The 18,420-nt window shown below is 64.2% G+C and carries 17 protein-coding genes; 4 read left to right on the top strand and 13 right to left on the bottom strand.

What is annotated here, in order from left to right:
- Nucleotides 1–106: 106 nt before the first annotated feature.
- The 4 genes from ACVOLI_RS00720 to ACVOLI_RS00705 all read right to left on the bottom strand — a co-directional run bounded on the left by ACVOLI_RS00720 (nucleotide 107) and on the right by ACVOLI_RS00705 (nucleotide 4,243).
- Nucleotides 107–1,063, bottom strand: coding sequence for a FecR family protein (locus ACVOLI_RS00720; RefSeq protein ID WP_481533106.1), 957 nt, complete (start codon nucleotides 1,061–1,063; stop codon nucleotides 107–109).
- Between the two features lie 107 nt (nucleotides 1,064–1,170).
- Entirely contained in the window at nucleotides 1,171–1,677 is a 507-nt protein-coding gene (locus tag ACVOLI_RS00715) for an RNA polymerase sigma factor (protein WP_481533105.1), read from the bottom strand.
- Between the two features lie 476 nt (nucleotides 1,678–2,153).
- The gene (locus ACVOLI_RS00710) at nucleotides 2,154–3,110 is read right to left on the bottom strand and encodes a hydroxymethylglutaryl-CoA lyase (protein ID WP_481533104.1); all 957 of its coding nucleotides are present in this window, start codon (nucleotides 3,108–3,110) and stop codon (nucleotides 2,154–2,156) included.
- Nucleotides 3,110–4,243, bottom strand: a complete 1,134-nt coding sequence (locus tag ACVOLI_RS00705; RefSeq protein WP_481533170.1) for a hypothetical protein — start codon at nucleotides 4,241–4,243, stop codon at nucleotides 3,110–3,112. The genes ACVOLI_RS00710 and ACVOLI_RS00705 overlap by 1 nt, the downstream gene beginning before the upstream one ends.
- On the opposite strand from ACVOLI_RS00705, the gene ACVOLI_RS00700 reads away from it, so the two are divergent.
- Nucleotides 4,173–6,002: an aminotransferase-like domain-containing protein gene (locus ACVOLI_RS00700; RefSeq protein WP_481533103.1), complete on the top strand. Its 1,830-nt coding sequence runs from the start codon at nucleotides 4,173–4,175 to the stop codon at nucleotides 6,000–6,002. The genes ACVOLI_RS00705 and ACVOLI_RS00700 overlap by 71 nt on opposite strands.
- Before the next feature lie 54 nt (nucleotides 6,003–6,056).
- Here the strand turns inward: ACVOLI_RS00700 and ACVOLI_RS00695 are convergent, their stop codons facing one another.
- From ACVOLI_RS00695 to ubiK, 3 genes are all read right to left on the bottom strand, one after another.
- Entirely contained in the window at nucleotides 6,057–7,583 is a 1,527-nt protein-coding gene (locus ACVOLI_RS00695) for an esterase/lipase family protein (RefSeq protein ID WP_481533102.1), read from the bottom strand.
- A 228-nt stretch (nucleotides 7,584–7,811) separates the two neighbouring features.
- The gene (locus ACVOLI_RS00690) at nucleotides 7,812–9,326 is read right to left on the bottom strand and encodes a YifB family Mg chelatase-like AAA ATPase (protein ID WP_481533101.1); all 1,515 of its coding nucleotides are present in this window, start codon (nucleotides 9,324–9,326) and stop codon (nucleotides 7,812–7,814) included.
- A gap of 10 nt (nucleotides 9,327–9,336) precedes the next feature.
- Nucleotides 9,337–9,594 (bottom strand): ubiquinone biosynthesis accessory factor UbiK, encoded by a 258-nt coding sequence (gene ubiK / locus ACVOLI_RS00685; protein WP_481533100.1) that lies wholly within the window; start codon nucleotides 9,592–9,594, stop codon nucleotides 9,337–9,339.
- Nucleotides 9,595–9,749: 155 nt separating this feature from the next.
- On the opposite strand from ubiK, the gene ACVOLI_RS00680 reads away from it, so the two are divergent.
- Entirely contained in the window at nucleotides 9,750–10,088 is a 339-nt protein-coding gene (locus ACVOLI_RS00680) for a P-II family nitrogen regulator (RefSeq protein WP_057628415.1), read from the top strand.
- Between the two features lie 141 nt (nucleotides 10,089–10,229).
- On the opposite strand, the gene ACVOLI_RS00675 is transcribed toward ACVOLI_RS00680, so the two are convergent.
- Both ACVOLI_RS00675 and speE read right to left on the bottom strand, forming a co-directional pair.
- On the bottom strand, nucleotides 10,230–10,886 hold the full coding sequence (locus tag ACVOLI_RS00675; RefSeq protein WP_481533099.1) for an RIO1 family regulatory kinase/ATPase domain-containing protein: 657 nt from the start codon (nucleotides 10,884–10,886) through the stop codon (nucleotides 10,230–10,232).
- Nucleotides 10,887–11,151: 265 nt separating this feature from the next.
- A complete protein-coding gene (gene speE, locus ACVOLI_RS00670; RefSeq protein WP_481533098.1) occupies nucleotides 11,152–12,009 on the bottom strand; it encodes a polyamine aminopropyltransferase in 858 nt (285 codons plus the stop codon).
- 263 nt (nucleotides 12,010–12,272) lie between these two features.
- Here speE and speA point away from each other — a divergent pair, with 263 nt between their 5' ends.
- On the top strand, nucleotides 12,273–14,162 hold the full coding sequence (gene speA / locus ACVOLI_RS00665; protein ID WP_296246819.1) for an arginine decarboxylase: 1,890 nt from the start codon (nucleotides 12,273–12,275) through the stop codon (nucleotides 14,160–14,162).
- An 85-nt stretch (nucleotides 14,163–14,247) separates the two neighbouring features.
- On the opposite strand, the gene ACVOLI_RS00660 is transcribed toward speA, so the two are convergent.
- The 3 genes from ACVOLI_RS00660 to ACVOLI_RS00650 are packed head-to-tail and all read right to left on the bottom strand — an operon-like array spanning nucleotide 14,248 to nucleotide 16,543.
- Nucleotides 14,248–15,576 carry a sensor histidine kinase gene (locus tag ACVOLI_RS00660; RefSeq protein WP_481533097.1) on the bottom strand — a complete coding sequence of 443 codons (1,329 nt, stop codon included), beginning with the start codon at nucleotides 15,574–15,576 and terminating at the stop codon, nucleotides 14,248–14,250.
- A complete protein-coding gene (locus ACVOLI_RS00655; RefSeq protein ID WP_481533096.1) occupies nucleotides 15,573–16,235 on the bottom strand; it encodes a response regulator transcription factor in 663 nt (220 codons plus the stop codon). Before ACVOLI_RS00655 ends, ACVOLI_RS00660 begins: the two co-directional genes overlap by 4 nt.
- A complete protein-coding gene (locus tag ACVOLI_RS00650) occupies nucleotides 16,235–16,543 on the bottom strand; it encodes a PepSY domain-containing protein (protein WP_481533095.1) in 309 nt (102 codons plus the stop codon). Before ACVOLI_RS00650 ends, ACVOLI_RS00655 begins: the two co-directional genes overlap by 1 nt.
- A gap of 120 nt (nucleotides 16,544–16,663) precedes the next feature.
- Between ACVOLI_RS00650 and ACVOLI_RS00645 the strand changes: the two genes are divergently transcribed.
- Nucleotides 16,664–17,104, top strand: coding sequence for a PepSY domain-containing protein (locus ACVOLI_RS00645; protein WP_481533094.1), 441 nt, complete (start codon nucleotides 16,664–16,666; stop codon nucleotides 17,102–17,104).
- A 40-nt stretch (nucleotides 17,105–17,144) separates the two neighbouring features.
- Here ACVOLI_RS00645 and ACVOLI_RS00640 read toward each other — a convergent pair whose 3' ends face one another.
- Entirely contained in the window at nucleotides 17,145–17,897 is a 753-nt protein-coding gene (locus ACVOLI_RS00640; protein ID WP_481533093.1) for an SDR family NAD(P)-dependent oxidoreductase, read from the bottom strand.
- Between the last annotated feature and the right edge of the window lie 523 nt (nucleotides 17,898–18,420).

Raw genomic sequence — 18,420 nt, 5'->3', positions numbered from 1 at the left:
CGACCGTCGCGGGCGAAACTTGCAGCGTCAGCAGAAAAAAATTTGGCCGCCGCTTCGTCTGCCTGCACGGCGGGCCGCTTGCAGGGTTACAGCGCTGCTCGGCGGCTCAGCGGATCACGGTCAGCAGCGGCAGACGGATCAGTTCTGCACCGGCCAGCGCGGCGATATTGCGCAGCAGCGCATCGATGTCATCCAGCTCGAACACGCCGGTGAGCTGCAGTTGCTGCAGCGACTCACCCATCACGACGATGCGCCCCGGTACGTGGCGCTGCAGTTCGCCTGCGATGGCAGCCACGCTCTGCTGGTTGAAGATCAGCTTGCCGCGGACCCAGGCGGTCAATGCACCGGCATCGACGGTCTCGGCCTTGCCCAGTACATCGGCGCTGAAGGCAACGCGCTGGTTGGGGATCATTTCGATACTGGCGCCGGCCCGGTTGCGCAGCTCGGCCAGGCCGGAGACAACGGTCAGCGTGCTGCGGCGTGATTCGCGGTGCAGGGCAAAGCGGCCAACGCTGCAATGGACGCTGCCGTCACGGCTCTCGATCACGAAGGGCCGCTGCGGGTCGGGGGCGACGTCGAACAGCAGTTCACCGGCGGCCACGGATACGGTGCGGCGGACGTTGGAGAACGCCTGCGAGAATGCGCTCTCGCTGTTGAGCCAGGCGGTCGATCCGTCACCCAGTGATGCCTGCCGGCGCTGGCCGATGCGGGTGCGGTGGTCGGCAAGCACGCCGCTGACTGGCCCCAACATGCCCGTACCAACCACGCCAGCCAGCGCTGCTGCCGACAGTCCGCCTGCCAACACCGCGCGGCGGCTGATACGGCGCGGCGCAGGTGTCAGCGCCTGCACCCAATGGCGGTGTTCGGCCGCAAGCGCGGTCTGGCCGACGCCATCGAGCAGCGCGAATGCCTGCCGCGCAGCCTCGGCATGGGCCGGGGAGCGCTGGCACCAGCACTCGAACGCGGCTTTATCGCCCGCAGACGGACGCGCACCCAGGCGTATCACCCACTGGATGGATTCGTCATTGAGCGCGTTGTTCCGGGTTCGGAAGCGGTCGAACATCGTGGCGTGGCTAGGGGGCTGCGCTGGAAAAGGGGGTGTCTACCTATAAGACGTTTCGCCAATGCCAAAGTTGCAGTGGCTGCAGTGATCATCTTCCATCATTGTCCTCATATTGGCCCGAGGCGGTCGCGACAATGCCGCAGCGCCTGCGCCAGGTACTTGGCTACCATGCTCTCGGATACGCCAAGCCGGCGCGCGATCAATGCATGCGACAGGCCGTCGACGCGGAACAGCAGCAAGGCCAGGCGCGCATTGGGCGGCAGCTCGCGCAAGGCCTCATCGAGCTGCCGCAGGCGATCCTGGGCGATGGCATTGCGCTCCGGGCCGGCGACAGGGTCGGCCTGCTGGGGGTCGGGTTCGCCGTTGCCGCCTGCGCGCTGCTCACGACGCGCCACGTCGATGGCGAGATTGCCGGCGACGCGGAAGATGAAAGCGCGCTGGTCGCGGATCTGCTCCTGCTGCACACGGCTGTCGGTCTCGAGCAGGCGCAGGTAGGTTTCCTGCATGACCTCTTCGGCACGACTGCTGTCGCCCGTACGTCGCCGCAGGTGCCGCTTCAACTCGGCGTACAGGCCAAGGAAGGCATCAATCAGGCGCGAGCTCGGCGCAGTCATCAGTGCTGGCAGCCGACGGTGGCATGCAGTTGAGACATGCAGGCAGGCGCGATGTGGGGCAGGGCAGGCGCATGGCGTTGCTTTCGCCAGCGTGGCCCGTGGTTTGACAGCAGCGGCATGGGAATCTCTCCACGGCGCTCGGCGCCGGCATCGGGTGGTCGGCTGGCCGCTATGCTCGCTGACTGGCACATCATACGTTCATCGCCGATGGTGTGTCAGTTCCGCGCCTGCGCTGGCAGTGTTCCAGGCAGCCATGGAGCATGGCACATGGCAGAACCTGGGCGGTTCCGTGGAAATGAAGGGGGGCGAGCGTTGCAGACGCCATGCGACTGCCACCGGCAACGGAGCAGGCTGGGCTGATCTGGCACGACTGCGTGCACGTCAACGCCGTGGGCCGGCCACGCACGGGCAATGGGTTCCACGGCGGCCGCTGCCTGGGCTGGATGTCATGCAACAGCGGCAGCAACCGAGCCAGCTCACCCCGTCCAGATTCTGGCCGTATCCTTGCCTTGCTTTCTTCCCACCCGTAGCGCCTGACCCACTCGCGACCCGGTTCTGCGCTCAAGCACGCAGTCGATATAGTCAGCGGCCAGCAGCAGTCCGTCGAGATCGGCGTTGCAGCTGATCCCCAGTTCGGAGAAAAGATAGACCAGATCTTCGCTAGCCAGATTGCCTGCCGCACCCGGAGCATGGCTGTCACCGCCAAGCCCGGAAACAGCGCTATCGAACGCACGCACGCCATGTTCGAGTGCTTCGATGACATTGGCGATGGCCAGCCCGAAGGTGTCATGGAAGTGCATGGCCACGCGGTGCATCGGCACTTCGCTGGCACAGGCACGCAGCAGCACACCAACCGACGCTGGGGTGCCCCTGCCTGTGGTATCGCACAGGCTGATCTCACGGCAGCCCATATGGTAGAGCGCGCGCACGATACGGATGACCTCCGCCGTCGTCACCGCTCCACCGTATGGGCAATGGATGATCGTCGCCAACGTGGCACGGACCTGGATGCCGAGTGCCAAGGCATGCTCGCTGATCTCGTCAGCACGGCGCAGGCTTTCGCTGATGTTGCAGTTGAGTAGTGCGCGGCAATAGGAATCCGACGCGGCCGCGGTGATGGTGATATCACGGAAGCCATTGGCGACTGCCATCTCCAGCCCCTTCATGTCCGAAACCAGCGCGGAGCGGACACGGTCAATCGGCGCTGGCCCCAGCAGCGTGCATAGCGCCGCGGTATCGGCCATCTGCGGCACCCGGCGTGGTGAAGTGAACGAGCCCAGTTCGATTTCCCTGATGCCGGCCGATTCCAGCAATTCGATCAGGTTCATGCGGACCATGGCCGGCAGTGCCTTGGTCTGGCGCTCAAGGCAACTGCGCGCGCCAAGCTCGATGATGCGGACATGATCTTCCTGGGCTTCATCGTGGCTGTCCATCATCGCCGCCGCAACTTGTCGAGCGCAGTTATCGCGAGATCCAGGTGGATGCTCTGCGCGGACAACTGGGCGTTGACCACGTGAACGATCTCACTGTCGATGGCGCCTGCCAGCAATGCCAGGTCGTAGGCGTGTTGGCCGGGATCACCCTGAGCGACCGCCTCGGCAGCATGTGCATGCAGGTTGACCAGGCTCTGCGCCAAACCGATCGCCGCGACTGCGGGAGTGAGTGGATACGTAAACGGAACCTTGGCTGCGTCGCGCGTCGCAGTGCCGGTGTAGTCTGCGTCCGCCTGCAGCGGCAGCGAGATTCGTCCCGCCAGATGACCGTGGTGATCGCGGTACCAGATCACCAGCGGCACCCCGGGGTCGTCGATGGCTGTCCAGGTAGTGCGCTTGTTGCCGCTCGCAGCTCCAGTGGCAGCAAGCACGGAATTCGCCGTTGCGAGAATGTCCGCGTTGCGCTTGTGGACGCGCTCCCTGGCCAAGCAGGTGAAATTGTGAAGATCAACGACACGTCCTGCCAGCGCATAGCCCGTGGCGGCTGCAAGCGAAAAGGTGGCCGGGTCGAAAGCCACCTGCGCGCGTAGCAACTGGTGACTGGCGACCTCGGTGATTGATGCCCCCGTCTTCGTCCCCATGGTCAACTGCTCAATCAACGGTGCCAGCTTCGCGATCAGCTCGTCGATGACCCGGATGTCAGATCTATCTGGGATTTCCAAAAGCACTGAAACTTCCAGCTGCGGCTCCATGGCGCTACTCATGCGCACCACTGCTTCAAGCTCCTTGCAGCCGCCGCCACCGGAGGCGAGTCCAGGGTTCATCGTGTTGACGAGTCCGACCAGCTGGTTGCGTAGCTGCAGTACCTGCTTGCGCGCACCATGCACGTCGCGGATCGCACTGAACTGGATGCTGGCACGCAGCAGGCGGGCCGCACCGAACACATGAAAGCCACCCGTTGGATGCGAAAGCTGGGTAATGCGTTGCAGGATGTGTGCCTGTCCCGGCTGACGCTCTGCGATTGCTACGCGCTGGCTACTGCCGTTGATCGGCACTTCGTCGATGAAGCTGATTGGCTTGTTCAAATGGATGTGTTGGTTGTCAGGCATTGGCATTGGAACGGCGCCATTCACTGGCGCTGTTCCGGAAGTGCTGTCCAGCCTTATGCCAATGCCTGGTTTGCGCGGAATGTGCGCTATTGCTGGCGTCGAAACGGACGACGCTGCGTGCTCTGCATGTGCATTGATTGCGTTCAACGGTGATTGTCCCGGTCGATCCATCTGCGTCGAGCATTACTCAATCAACGGAACGCCGTGTGCTCTGAAGCGTGCGGGCGAAAGGTACAGTTTTCTCGTACAGATAGGCTGCAGGGGCGTGTCTGCCAATTCATATCAAAATGTCTATTTATGCTCTTTACAGCGTGCGCTGGCGCATAGATACAGTGAGCGCCCCCCGAAGAATTCTGTATGGATCCCTATGCGCTCTGAACCACGGAAGATTTCACTAGCGGAAAAAGTTGCGATGGACATCGGTCGTCAGATCCTTGCCGGTGTGCTGAAGCCAGGAGACAAGCTGCCGTCCTTGCGTGAGTACGCGCGATTGAATGGCTATTCGAAGAACACCGTGATCTCGGCGTTCGACCTGCTTGGCGAGCGGGCGCTGGTGGAGGCGCAGCACGGCAAAGGATTCTTTGTGCGCGGCGTCGATGCGCCGCCGGAACGGGATGTCGATGAGGAACCCGTTGGTTACAGCAGGGTTATCGATACGTTGTGGATGATGCGCCAACAGGCCATCCGTGAGCCTGGGCGGTCACATCTGGCCGAAGGCTTTCCGCCGGTTGATTGGTTGACCTACATGCGACTTGATCGCTTCCACCGGCAGGTCGCTCGCAGTGGCATCGGCAGCTTGTTTCGATACGGCAACCGTTACGGCTACCTGCCGCTGCGGCAGCAGTTGATCCGGCGAATGGCCATGCATGGCATGGAGCTCGGCCCGCGGCAGCTGGTGACCACGTTTGGCGCAAATCATGCGCTGGACCTGATCATCCGACGCTACGTTGCGCCAGGCGATACGGTGTTGGTGGAGCAGCCGGGTTACTACCCGCTGTTCGGAAAGCTGCAACTGCAAGGCGCGAAACCGATCGCCATCACACGCCGCGTGGGTGGTCCCGATCTTGCCGAGTTCGAGGCGGCGCTGCTGGCCAGCAAGGCGCGCGTCTTCTTCATGCAGACCACCGCACACAACCCGACCGGAACCGACGTGTCGCCCGAGGTTGGCAAGCGCTTGCTGGAGCTGGCGGCGGCGCACAACGTGCTGATTGTCGAGAACGATGCAATGGCAGATTTCAAGCCGAATTCTGCGTTTCGCCTGTCTTCGTTGTCGCAGTTCAGGAATACGCTGTATGTGGGCAGCTTCTCGAAATCGGTATCGGCGGCATTGCGCAGTGGTTTCATCGCAGGCGAGAACGCACACATCGAAGAGCTGGCCGACCTGAAGATGCTGCTGCACATCGGCAGCAGTGAGTATGGGGAGCGCGTGCTGGAGGCGATCCTGCGCGAAGGTAATTTCCTGCGCCATGTCGGGCGTTTGCAGGACCGGGTGCGCGCCGCCACCGCGGAGGGGTTGGAGGTGTTGAATCGACTGGACGCAAGCGTCTACGCGACGCCGGAACAAAGCCTGTATCTATGGGCACGTTTCGATGGCATTGACGACACCCGTACGCTGACCGCTCGCTTGCTGTCACGCGGTGTTGTGCTGGCGCCGGGCGCGTTCTTCAACATCGACTCCGAGCAGGTGTCACCGTGGACACGTTTGAACGTCGCCTATTTGAATGACAGTGTTTTCATCGACAGCCTCCGCGAGGAATTGGACCAGGCCGCGACGATGGCATGATGATGGCGAGCCGGAACGGAATGAGCGCCCGGTACGGCGATGCATGGCGAGTGTTCAATGCCAGTCGGAGAGCGAAAGCTTCAATTCGGCGTTGAAACCTTTGGCTGACTGCAGCGGTATCGCGAAGATGTTCGGTGCTTTTTGGTTGATACCGATCGCCTTGGTGCGGGCGGTATCCAGCTCGGCCTCATTCTTCGGTCCGCCTGCCCATTGGTCATCGCTCCAAACATAACGCAGGCGCCAGCCGCCTGCGTCGTCGGGTTTGGCGAAGACCACCAGCGTGTTGCGAAACAGGTATTCACCCGGGATGTGGTTCTTCAGGAACAGCGTGCCGTCCACCTGATAGCCGGCGTTGCTGACCGCCAGGTCGATCGAGAACGCGATTTCGCTGCCGGCCAGGATCTTGCTGCTGTCCAGGAACACCGAGAACAGCACGGTAGAGCGTTTGTCCTTCAGCAGGTTGCCCTGTGCGTCGAAGATGTCACCGTACTCGCGACGGATGGCGCATTGGTTGGCCTGGGTGCGCGAGGTGAGCTCGTAGGTGTAGGCGCCGCGCGGGGCGACGGTGGCCTCGATGTAGTACGAGGACTCGATCTTCTTGCCGCGCTTGCGGGCGGCCTCGATCTCCGGCGGGAAGGGCAGGGCGGTGATGTCGAGCTGGGCGGTGGCGCAGGTGTCGCCGAACAGGAAGCGCACCAGGTTCTGGTAACCCTCCTCGGAATTGACGATGCCGAAGTAGCCGCTATGGCTACGGTTGACGAAGGCGCGCGGCGAGCCCTCGACGTAGGCGTTGGCGATACGAACCAGCCCGTCGCTCAACGCACCTACTGCAAACGAGGACAGCCCGTGCGCGGCGGCGTAGTCGCGTGCGTTGGTGCCGATCAGGCAGAACAGGCGCTCGGGCGGAAATCCCGAGGTTCCCAAGGTGTTGACCTTGTCCCTGGGCACCTTCAGGTACTTGCCCATGTTGCTGCGGTTGAAGTTGTTGATGTCGTTGATCGACAGCAGGTTCGGCAGGTTGATGCCACCGACCTCGATGCCGTTGTGCGGCGTGGCATAGGTGAAGGCCTTGTCGACCATCGCCCGCACCTCGGCACTGGCCACGTCCGGGTTCTGCAGCAGGCAACGGCAGATCAGCCCGCCCATCGAATGGGCGACCAGATAGACGCGGAATTCCTTGCGCATGGCCGCGTTGTTGCCACAGATGCTGTCGCGCAGTTGTTCGATGCGTCTGCCCAACGCGGCGGCGGCATCGACGATGGACGGGGTCTTGCCATCGCCGAATGCCGGGTCTGCCGGGTCGTAGTAGCGGTGGATGACGATGCAGCGCGGCGAGATGCGGTCGCGACGCTCGGCGCCGAATTCGTAGACGTCGCGGTAGTTGTAGTCCTTCATCAAGCGCACCAGCGGTGACTCGAAGACGAACTTGACGATGCTGCCGTCCTGCGCCTGGCGCATCTTGGTGGAACCGGCCTCGAAGCCCATGAACGGCGTGGAGGTGGTTTCGACGATCTCATCGCGGGTCATCGCATAGCCGCGCACGTAGATGATCGGGAAGTAGGGGCGCTCGATACGTTCCATGGCCGGTCTCTGCGGGGGGCTGCTGGCGATGGTGAACGGATTTTTGGGATTTGTCTTGAATGTGGTGCTTTAAGAGCTGCCCCCTCCCCAACCCTCCCCTTGGCTGTGCCAAAGGGAGGGGGCCAAGCTCTGCCCCCTCCCTTGCGCGAAGCGCAGGGGAGGGCTGGGGAGGGGGTAAAGCCTTTGCTGTTGCAGTGGCTCCAAGCAAGCGACAAAACCCCCAGCAACCTACCCCTCACCCCCAACCTCACCCCGATCCAACTGCCGATAGCCAATCGCCTCGGTAAGATGCACACGCTGGATCGCAGCTTCACCCGAGAGGTCTGCAACCGTCCGCGCCACCCGCAGGATCCGGTGCATCGAGCGTGCCGACAGCTGCAATCGCTCCATCGCCTGTTCCAGCAGGTCGCTGTCGGCGGCGGATAGCACGCAGTCCCGCAGGGTTTCCGTTTGGCCAAGATGTGCGTTGGCCTTGCCGGCACGCTGCAGTTGCCGCGTCCTTGCCCGCATCACCCGCTCGCGCACCTGGGCGCTGCTCTCACCAATAGCGGCATCACCTCGCAACTCGCTGGGTGCCAGCCGCGGCACCTGCAGATGCAGGTCGATGCGGTCCAGTAGCGGTCCGGAGATGCGCGCGCGATAGCGACGGATGCTTTCCGCAGAACAATGGCAGCGGCCACTGCTGTCGCCGGCCCAACCGCAGGGACACGGGTTCATTGCTGCGACCAGTTGGAATCGCGCCGGAAACTCCATGCTGCGTGCCGCGCGTGAGACAGTGACCGTGCCGGACTCCAGTGGCTCGCGCAGGACCTCCAATGCGTGCCTGTTCCACTCCGGCAGCTCGTCCAGGAACAGCACACCGTTGTGCGCCAGGGAGATTTCGCCAGGTCGCGGATGCGAGCCGCCACCAACCAGCGCAACCGCGCTGGCAGTGTGGTGTGGCGAACGATAAGGACGTTGCCGCCAGCGACTCGGATCAACGCCGCGCCCGCTGATCGAGGCGATGGCTGCGGATTCCAGCGCTTCTTCTTCGCTTGCCTCGGGCAGGATGCCGGGCAGACGGGAGGCCAGCAGGGTCTTGCCACAGCCGGGTGAGCCCAGCAGAAGCAAGTGATGGCCGCCTGCTGCGGCAATCTCCAAGGCCCTTCGCGCATGTTGCTGACCACGTACATCGCTGAGGTCAGCAGGCGCGGCCGGTTCTGTTGACGGTACCTGTGCATCGGGCAGCTGCTTGCTGCCGTTCAAAGCTGCGCACACTTCCAGCAAGGTGCGTGCGACTTTGACTTCTGCGTGCTGAGCCAGTGCCGCTTCGCCGGCGTTGCCCGGCGGCACGATCAGACAGCGCTGGGCGTTGGCGGCTGAAATGGCGGCCGGCAACGCACCATCTACCGCACGCAATTCGCCGGTCAGTGCCAGCTCGCCGATGAACTCGTAGTTGGCCAAGGCATTGCGGTCGATCTGACCGCTGGCAGCGAGGATGCCGAGGGCGATGGGCAGGTCAAAGCGACCGCCTTCCTTGGGCAGGTCCGCCGGTGCCAGATTGATGGTGATGCGTCGCGCTGGATAGTCGAACTGCGCGCAGAGAATGGCGGCGCGCACCCGGTCGCGTGATTCGCGCACAGCGGCCTCGGGCAGGCCGACGATCTGGGTGAAGGGCAGGCCACCGGACAGGTGCACTTCCACCTGCACCAGCGGTGCGTGCACACCCGCACGGGCGCGGCTGTGCACCAGCGCCAGGCTCACCGCCCGGCGCTCAGGCGTTCTTGTCGGTGGCGCGGCTTTCCAGGGCGGCGACGGCGTGTTCCAGCGCGTCGAGCTTTTCACGGGTGCGCAGCAGGACGGCACGCTGCACTTCAAATTCTTCGCGGGTGACCAGGTCCAGCTTGCCCAGCCCTGCCTGCAGTGCGCTCTTGAAAGTGGCCTGCAGTTCTTCGCGCGATTCGCGCAGGCCTGGCGGCACCAGGTCGCTCAGGCGGCGGGCCAGCGCATCAATGTGGTTGAGGTCGATCATGGGGTTTCTCCGCAGGGGTGAGCCGAGCCTAGAGGGCGGCTGTTGGTTGCGGGCATCGGTATCCGTTAGTGCCAATGGTAAGGATAGTCCGGAAGCTTGCTAGTGGCACGTCAGCCTGCGCGGTATGCTTCAGGCATCACCCAAGGAGCCGACCTATGAAGATGATCATGGCCATCGTCAAGCCGTTCAAGCTGGACGACGTGCGTGAGGCGCTTGCCGAACGCGGCGTGGCCGGTATCACCGTCACCGAGGTCAAGGGCTTTGGCAGGCAGAAGGGTCACACCGAGCTGTATCGTGGTGCCGAGTACGTGGTCGATTTCCTGCCGAAGGTGAAGATCGAGGTCGCGGTGACCGATGCGCAGGCCGACGAGGTGGTGGAAGCCATCGTCAAGGCCGCCGGCACCGGCAAGATCGGCGACGGCAAGGTGTTCGTGTATGACCTGGGCAGCGTGGTGCGGATCCGTACCGGCGAGCTGGATGGGGATGCGCTTTGAGGTTTTGGGGCTTGGGGGTTTTGAAGCTTTAGAGCACCCCTCCCCAACCCTCCCCTTGGCTGCGCCAAAGGGAGGGAGCAGGGCTTGGCCCCCTCCCTTGCGCGAAGCGCAGGGGAGGGTTGGGGAGGGGTAGCTTCGGCCTCAGCCTTTGATCCGCCGATAAAGCCGCTTCCACGCGTTACGCACCGCCTGCACCCAGCCCGGCTCGGCCAGCGCTGCGGCCTGTTCGGCGGACGGCTTCAGCCCGGTCAAACGCTGGCGCATCTTCACCAGGTTCTTCATGTCGCTGCGGCGCAGCTGGCGGAAGATCGGCCAGTTGCGCAGCCAGCGTGGCGCCCGCAGCGCCGAGGTGAAGTCCAGCAGGACCGGCACGCCGGCGCTGACCACCACATTGGTGCCGTGCAGGTCGTTGTGGGTGATGCCGGCCGCATGCAGGCGCGCCAAGGCGTTCTGCAGCTGGTCGAAGACTTCCTGGCTCACGCCCTGTACGCCGGCACTCAAGGTGTCGCCTGGGATGAATTCCATGCCCAGGGCCAATCCGCCCAAGGTGCCGAGCAGCGCGGGCGCGTGTTTCCAGCCTTGCAGGCGCTTGAGCACCTTGGCTTCGCGGCGTACCAGCAGGCGCGCCACCGGGGAGAGGGGAGTGCCCTGGTAGCGGCGGTAGTCCTTGACCACGGCCGGCCGCCCGTCCAGTTCGGTGCGGTAGACGTCAGGCTCCAGCAGGCGCTCGCCGCGCTTGAGCAGATGGTGGGCGGGAACAACGGCGTGTTCGCCGTCGAAACTGGGCAATGTGTTCATCGAAACCTTCCTGACGCGGGCATGGCGCGGAAAGCGTCTTGCAAAGCCGGTCTAACGTGCCCGAATGGGCGGGGATGTGCGGCAATTATAAAACTGCACAGTCCATGAATTGCTGAATGTAAAAAAAATGTAGGAATCGTGTGACGGAAATGATTGTTGCGATGGCGTGGCTGATGTGACGCGCGCCTGTGTGCGTCAACGCCAGAAAACGAAAACCCCGCGCCGTTGCGGGCGCGGGGTTCGGTTCACTGCGCTGGCGGTGAGCTTATTCGCCCAGCGCCTTGGCCACGAACGGCGGGCTGACCAGCACGCCGGTGTGCAGCGGGGCGGTGTAGTACAGGGTGTCGAACGGCTTGGCGGCCGAATCGGCCTCGCGGAAGCCGAAGCCGAAACCGGCCTGCTTGCTGGCCACGGTCACCGACCACCAGCCGGTCGGATAGCACGGCTGCGGGAACGGCAGGGTCTTGAACGACTGGAAGCCGGCCTTGCCCATTTCCGAACGCATGTCCTTGATCAGCTCCAGCAGGGCCAGCGGCGACTCGCTCTGCTGCACCAGCAGGCCGTCGTCCTTCAGGGCACGGAAGCAGCTTTCGAAGAAGGCCTTGTTGAACAGGCCTTCGGCCGGGCCGACCGGGTCGGTGGAGTCCACGATCACCACGTCCACGCTGCCCGGGGCGCAGTTGGCCATGTAGGCCACGCCGTCGTCGAACAGCAGCTCGGCGCGCACGTCACCGTTGGATTCGCACAGTTCCGGGAAATACTTCTCGGCCATGCGGGTGACCTGCTCGTCGATATCGCACTGGGTGGCGCTTTCCACGCCCGGGTGCTTGAGCACTTCGCGCAGGGTGCCGCAGTCGCCGCCGCCGATGATGACCACGCGCTTGGGCGCCGGGTGGGTGAACAGCACCGGGTGGCTGATCATCTCGTGGTAGAAGAAATTGTCCTTGGTGGTCAGCATCATGGCGCCGTCGATGACCATCAACTTGCCCCAGTCGGTGCTGTCGTAGATCTCGATCTTCTGGAACGGCGACTGCACCTCGTCCAGCTTGCCGGTGATGCGGAAACCAATAGCCGAACCGGTCGGCTGGAAGTGTTCGATGAACCAGTTTTCGTTGGAGGTCATGATGATTCCTGGGTGCAATGGACTTTTCCCTTCTCCCGCGGGCGGGAGAAGAGCCTGTCCCCGCGAAGGCGGGGATGCCCCGAAAGGGCGGATGAGGGTAAGGGCGAAGCCTGACATATTCAGGTTTCACGCTTACCCTCACCCCCGACCCCTGTCCCGGGGGGAGAGGGGAGGAGGCGCGGGCGCGGATTGTAACGGACCCTTGCCCCGCTAGCGTTAGAATGCGCGTCCTTATTTATCCACAGCTGAGAGTTGCTACGCCGATGAGCGATTGGTCCCTCGAACAGGCCCGCAAGACCTATTCGATTCCGCACTGGTCTGATGGTTATTTCGACGTCGATGCCGCCGGGCACGTCGTGGTCCGTCCCGCAGGCGCCCAAGGCGCGGCGGTGTCGTTGCCGCAGGTTGTCGATTCGGCGCGTGCCGCCGGCGCCAAGCTGCCGTTGCTGGTGCGCTTCCCGGACATCCTCGGCCAGCGCCTGGGCAAGCTGCAGGCAGCCTTCGCCCAGGCCCAGTCCGACTGGGACTACGCTGGCGGCTATACCGCGGTCTACCCGATCAAGGTGAACCAGCACCGTGGCGTGGCCGGCACCCTGGCCAGCCACCACGGCGAGGGCTTCGGCCTGGAAGCCGGTTCCAAGCCGGAGCTGATGGCGGTGCTGGCGCTGAGCCGGCCGGGTGGGCTGATTGTCTGCAACGGCTACAAGGACCGCGAGTACATCCGCCTGGCCCTGATCGGTCGCAAGCTCGGCCTGCAGACCTATATCGTCATCGAGAAGCCGTCCGAGCTGAAGCTGGTGCTGGAGGAATCCAAGGCACTGGACGTGAAGCCGGGCTTGGGCGTGCGCATGCGCCTTGCCTCGCTGGGCGCCGGCAAGTGGCAGAACAGCGGCGGCGACAAGGCCAAGTTCGGCCTGTCCCCACGCCAGCTGCTGGACCTGTGGAAAGCGCTGCGTGACACCGAGTACGCCGATTGCCTGAACCTGCTGCATTTCCACATGGGCAGCCAGATCAGCAATGTGCGCGACATCGCCAACGGCATGCGCGAGGCCACCCGTTACTTCGTCGAGCTGTCGCAGCTGGGCGCCAGGATCAGCCATGTCGATGTCGGCGGTGGTCTGGGCATCGACTACGAAGGCACCCGTTCGCGCAGCTACTGCTCGATCAACTACGGCCTCAACGCCTACGCCAGCAACATCGTGCAGCCGCTGGCCGAAGCCTGCGAAGCGCATGGCCTGACCCCGCCGCGCATCATCACCGAGTGCGGCCGCGCGATGACCGCGCATCACGCCGTGCTGATCGCCAACGTGTCGGAAGTCGAACAGGCCGCCGAAGGCCGCGTGCCTGAAGCGCATGACGACGAGCCGGCGGCGATCCGTCACCTGCGCGAGATCCACGAGGAACTCGACCAGCGCCCGGCGGTGGAGCTGTTCCAGGAAGCCCAGCATTTCCATGCCGAAGGCTTGAGCGCCTATGCACTGGGCCAGATCGACCTGCCGCAGCGTGCGCGCATCGACGACCTGTTCTACGCCATCGCCAATGGCGTGCGTGCACGCCTGAGCTATGACGAAAAGAGCCATCGCCCGGCGTTGGACGAACTGAACGATCGCCTGGTCGACAAGTACTTCGTCAACTTCAGCGTGTTCGAGTCGATCCCGGATGCCTGGGCGATCGATCAGGTGTTCCCGATCGTGCCGATCGAGCGCTTGAACGAGCGCCCCGAGCGTCGCGGCGTGATCGCCGACATGACCTGCGATTCCGATGGCATGGTCAAGACCTACGTCGAGAACGAAAGCCTGGACAGCTCGCTGCCGCTGCACGCGGTGCGTCACGGCGAGAGCTACCGCATCGGCTTCTTCCTGGTGGGTGCGTATCAGGAAATCCTCGGCGACATCCACAACCTGTTCGGCGATACCGATGCGGTGGAAGTGGTGGTGGAAGACGACGGCTACGTGATCACCCAGCAGCGTCGCGGTGACACCACCGACGTGATGCTGGATTACGTCGGCTACAGCCTGGCTGACCTGCGCACGGCCTACCGTGAGCGCGTGGCTGCCGCCGATCTGTCGGCCGAACGCGCAGCGGAGCTGGATGCCGCGCTGGAAGCGGGCCTGACCGGTTACACCTACCTGTCGGACGAACCGCTGGGCTGATCCAAGGGCACCTGCAAGGAAACAGCGAACGCCGCGCCGGCCCGCCTGCGCGGCGTTTTCTTTGGCGGATTGATTCGATGTGCGCTCAGGCCCGTGGCAGCTGCAGGCTGGCGCACAGGCCGCTGCCGGTATTGCGCAGGGTCAGGCGGCCGCCGTAGCTGTCGACGATGTCGCCGACTATCGCCAGCCCAAGCCCGCTGCTGCCATCGCGTTCGTCCAGGCGCACGCCACGTTGCAGCACCTGTTGCAGCGCTTCCTCGGCCAAGCCCGGGCCGTCGTCGATGATGTCGATCAGTACCTGCTGATTGTCTGCACGTGCCTGGATGCGCACTTCATGCGCTGCCCAGCGACCAGCGTTGTCGAGCAGATTGCCGAGCATTTCCTCGAGATCCGCGGCCGCGCCGGCAAAGCACAGCTGCGCATCGATATCGTCGGCGACGAAGCGGATTTCACGCTCGCTGTGCACGCGCTGCATCAGCCGGCACAGCGATTGCACGACCGGCGCGACTGCGCTGCGTTGATGCCGGTCCGCGGCCATGCCAGCTGCCAAGTAGCGATCAATGCTGGCCTGCACGCGCCGGCTTTGCTCGCGCAGGGTTTGCCGCCAGTGCTCGCCGCTGCCATCGGCTTCGGCATGCAGCACGCTCAGCGGTGTCTTCAACGCATGCGCCAGATCCTGCGCACTGCTGCGCGCGCGGCTGACCATACGCTGGTGATGCGCGAGCAGGGCGTTGAGTTCATCGGCCAGCGGCGCAACTTCGCGCCCCAGCCCCTCGCTGCTGATCTGCGCGGCATCGCCGTGGCGGACCTGTTCCACGCGCGTGCCAAGCGCGCGCAGTGGGCGCAGGCCGAACTGCACCTGGCTGACCAGCACGGCCAGCCACGCCGCGATCAATACCGCCATCGCCAGCGCTGAGCGCTGGCGGAAACGGGCGACATCGGCGTCCAGCTGGCTGCGATCACTGGCGACGGTGACCTGCAGTGGCGCCTGGCTGCGTGGCAGACGCACCTGTTGGGTGAGGCCGCGCAGGGGCTGCCGCATGGGACCGCTGAAGTCCACGCCACTTGCCTGGGCGGGAATGCCCGGAATCGCTGGCTGCAGGCTCTCGTCCCACAACGAACGTGACTGCAGCAACACCTGCCCATCGGTCGTGGCGATCTGCCAGTACGCGCCGGAGAACACCCGCTGGAAGCGGGCATCGTTGGGTTCCTGGCGCAGCGTGAGCTTGCCGCTGGCGTCGATCTCGGCCTGCGCCAATACGGTAAGCAGATCCTGTTCCAGTTGCGTGTCCAGGTTGTCGCGCGCTGCGTGTTCGAACAAGCGCCCCAGCAGTACACCGGCCAGCACCGATACCAACACCAGGCCGAGACCGCCGGCAAGCAGCAGGCGCGCACGCAGTGAAAGCGCCTTCATGCTGGTGCGACCAAACGCCAACCCTGGCCGCGTACGGTCTGGATCATGTCCACGCCAAGCTTGCGCCGCAGCCGTCCCAGCAGCACATCCAGTGCATTGGAATCCGGATCATGGCCGCCGTCGAATACCTGCTCGCCCAGTCGCTCGCGGCTGACGACGCTGCCGGGATGGTGGATGAAATAGCTGAGCAGGCGGAATTCCTGCGGACTCAGTGACAGTGGCTGTCCTTCCAGCAGGAAGCGCCCGGCGTTGATCTCCAGTTGCAGCGGCCCACAGCTCAGCTGCGCGCTCGCATGGCCATTGCTGCGGCGGATCAGCGCCCGCAGCCGCAGGATCAGTTCATCGGCCTGGAAAGGTTTGGTCAGGTAGTCATCGGCACCGGCATCGAAGCCGGCCAACTTGTCGTGCCAGCGCCCGCGTGCGGTCAGCACCAGCACCGGGAAGTCGCGGCCATTGCCGCGCCAGCGTTCGATCACGCTGAGCCCATCCAGCCCAGGCAGGCCAAGGTCGACGATGGCTGCCTGCAGTTCCTCGATCTGGCCGAGTTCCTCGGCCTCACGGCCATCGCTGACGTGGCTGACCACGTAGCCGGCCTGCTCCAGCAAGGGTTGCAGGCGGCTGGCCAGTTCAAGGTCATCTTCGGCCAACAGGATCCGCATCAATCGTCCAGTTCGGTCTTCAGCAGGGCGCCACTGCGGGCATCATAGTCGAGCTCGATGACCACGCCGTCTGCGCGCAGGATCTCCACTTCGTAGATGCCGTCGTCGAGTTCCACTTCCAGCAGCTTGCCGGGATGTCGCTTCAGCGCGTCGCGCACGATGTTTTCCAGCGGCACGTAGCGGCCCTGCTTCAAGGCCTGGCGCGCGGTCTGCTGTGCGGCGTCCTGGCCATGGGCGATGGCCAGCGGCGTGCCTGCCGTCAGCAAGGACAGGCCAGCGAGGGCGACAAGGGTGCGGTAGGAAACCATGGCGCTATTGATAGCGCGCCTGGCTAACAATCGACTAACAGTGCTGGCTAGGGCGCTGTTAGGCAGGCGGCGGAGACTGTCCGGGCCGGGCTGATCCGGCAGCACTCAAGGAACTCCCCCATGTTGAAGTCATTGTTCGTCACCGCCGCCATCGCCGCGGCATTGAGCACCAGCGCCCATGCGCAGACCAAGTCGCTGGGCATGGCCGAGGTCGAGCAGAAGCTGCGTGCCGCCGGCTATACCCAGATCCACGAGATCGAGAAGGACGACGGCCTGTGGGAAGCCGATGTGGCGCGCGCTGATGGCCGCTTCGCCGAGGTGTGGGTGGACCCGGCGACCGGCGAGATCTTCGATGAACACGATGGTCGCGCCCTGCTGGGCAGCGAGCAGATCCTGGCCCGTGCCGGCGCCGCTGGCCTGCGCGAGATCCACTCGCTGGAGCGCGACGGCGCCACCTGGAAGCTGGAAGCGCGCAATGCCCGCAACCAGCGCGTTGAAGTGCGCATGAGCGGCATTGATGCCCGCATCCTGCACAGCGAGCGTGACGGCTGGCTGGACTGAGTTGCCGCGAAGGCGCAGCCAAGGGCTGCGCTTCGTGCGATCAGGCGTTGCGTGCCACCTGGAAGCCAGCAAACGACTGGCTGACCGGCATCAACTCGATGCGGTTGACGTTGAGGTGTTCGGGCAGTGTCGCCACCCAGAAGATCTGCTCTGCGATGTCTTCGGCTGTCATCGGGCTGGCACCGCCGTACAGCTGATCGGATGCAGCCTGATTGCCGTGCGTACGCACCAGGGTAAATTCGGTTTCGGCCATGCCCGGCTCGATCGCGGTCACGCGTACGCCGGTGCCGTGCAGGTCCGAGCGCAGGCCAAGCGAGAACTGGCTGACGAAGGCCTTGGTGCCGCCGTAGGCATTGCCGCCTGGATACGGATACAGCGCGGCGGTGGAGCTGATGTTGATGATCGCGCCACGGCGCTCCACGAGCTTGGGCAGCAGATGATGGGTCAGCGTCACCAGTGCGGTGATGTTGGTGTCGATCATCGTGCGCCAGTCTTCCAGGCTGGCGTGCTGTGCGGCGGCCGTGCCTTGGGCGAGACCGGCGTTGTTGACCAGCAGGTCGATGTCGCGGAAGGCGGGTGGCAGGGCGGCGAGAGCAGCTTCCATTGCAGCGGCATCGCGGATGTCGAAGGCGGCAGCGTGGATCTTGTCGGCGCCGAATTCTTCAACCAGCGGCTGCAGACGCTCGGCACGACGACCGGTGGCGATCACTTTCCAGCCGGCCGCAGCAAAGCGGCGGACAGCGGCGGCGCCGAAGCCGGACGTGGCGCCGGTGATCAAAGCGGTCTTGGACATTGCGGAATCCTTGGGGCAGGGGATTTCGATTTTCGCACTTTGCGGCGGTGGGGGTGTGGGGGGAGGGCGATGCCTCAAGCTAAGGGCCAAAGCTAAAGCGCCCCCTCATCCCAACCCTTCTCCCGCAGGCGGGAGAAGGGCTAAAGCCAAAGCCAAGGCCAAGAGCCAGAAGCCAAGAGCCAGAAGCCAAGAGCCAAGAGCCAAGAGCCAAGAGCCAAGAGCCAACCCTCCCCAACCCTCCCCTGCGCCGCAAGGAAGGGGCTGACTGTGCGATCGACCAGTTCGCAGCGATGCGGAGCGAAGCCGCGCTTCGCTCCCTCCCTTGCGCCGCAGGCGCAGGGGAGGGTTTGGGAGGGGTGCTCTTCGCGGGTAAAAACAACGTAGCAAGAAGAATCGACGCACGAATAGGCGCGCACTCAAAGCCCCGGGTGCGCTCTGCTTACCCGGGCTACAACGGCACCAACAAAAAGCCCCAACATCAAAACGACGTCAGGGCCTAAATGATCGAGAAGCTCTTCGATCG

The organism is Stenotrophomonas sp. STEN029 (assembly GCF_056760015.1).
The sequence above is the reverse complement of the archived record's forward strand: the minus strand, read 5'-3'. Positions and strand labels throughout refer to the sequence as shown.